2 protein-coding genes are annotated in these 861 nt (G+C 45.8%); both read right to left on the bottom strand.

The window, feature by feature from the left end; all coding sequences use genetic code 11:
• Nucleotides 1-240: 240 nt before the first annotated feature.
• Nucleotides 241-453: a type II toxin-antitoxin system HicA family toxin gene (locus tag AM228_RS26905; protein WP_054469992.1), complete on the bottom strand. Its 213-nt coding sequence runs from the start codon at nucleotides 451-453 to the stop codon at nucleotides 241-243.
• A complete protein-coding gene (locus AM228_RS26900; protein WP_369817808.1) occupies nucleotides 446-682 on the bottom strand; it encodes a type II toxin-antitoxin system HicB family antitoxin in 237 nt (78 codons plus the stop codon). Before AM228_RS26900 ends, AM228_RS26905 begins: the two co-directional genes overlap by 8 nt.
• Nucleotides 683-861: the final 179 nt, after the last annotated feature.

Genomic DNA, 861 nt, shown 5'->3' with positions numbered 1-861 from the left:
GTTTCTTAAGGGGGCGATCGCTATTTTAAAATCAAATAACCCAGAAACCGGGTTTCTTCTGTGAAAATTACAGCTATCTGTGGGTGGCGAAAAAGAAACCCGGTTTCTTAGTCCTGGAAGCGCGATCGCTATTTTATTTGAAAATAGGCACGGGCGTGCGATCACTTGGGCTCGCCAATTAATTTCCCGTAACGATCAAGCTTACGTCCGCTCTAGGGTCCTCCTGCTGCCAAGCCAGATTTATAGCAGGTCTTGGAATTCTTCGATAGTCAGCCCAGCATCCTTGACGATTCCAGCCATTGTATAAGCATTAATCGGATTTGCTCTGGGAATAGTAATAGTTTTTTCTCCATTGTTCATGGTAATATGCTTTCCCTGTCTTGTAATCGAAAATCCGGCTTTTTCAAAAGCGTTGACAGCCCGCAGATGGTTTACCCCTGGAAGGCTAGGCATAAATCGGCTCTCCAACTTCTACATAATGAGACTCCTCACCTTTATTTAATTCGTCAACTACCTCCAGGTAGGATTTAATTGCATCTTTGATGTTTTCCAGAGCTTCGGCCTCTGTATCACCCTGAGACCAACAGCCCGGTAAATACGGGCACCAGACCGCGTACCCCTCATCTGTTTTTTTCAGCCTAACTTTGTATTGCATGAGTTTTCCTGCCAGTTCTGCTGTCATTATAAAGTAAAAGCAATTCCAACGGCGATCGCTTTTGGGAGGGGCGATTCCCTCGCAGGAACGCTTCGCGATCTCTCATTTCTCCCAAGAAAAGAAACCCGGTTTCTAAGTTAACTGTGAAAGTGAGAAAGAAACCCGGTTTCTGGGTTCAGGGGGAGCGATCGCTCATTTCTCCCAAC

It is taken from the genome of Planktothricoides sp. SR001 (assembly GCF_001276715.1).
GTDB lineage: Bacteria > Cyanobacteriota > Cyanobacteriia > Cyanobacteriales > Laspinemataceae > Planktothricoides > Planktothricoides raciborskii.
Note: the sequence above shows the minus strand (reverse complement) of the source record. Positions and strands in the feature narration are given on the sequence as shown.

Bases quoted from the DNA above. Each gene is read 5' to 3' on its own strand.
- AM228_RS26905 (WP_054469992.1), bottom strand. From the start codon at position 453: ATGCCTAGCCTTCCAGGGGTAAACCATCTGCGGGCTGTCAACGCTTTT.
- AM228_RS26900 (WP_369817808.1), bottom strand. From the start codon at position 682: ATGACAGCAGAACTGGCAGGAAAACTCATGCAATACAAAGTTAGGCTG.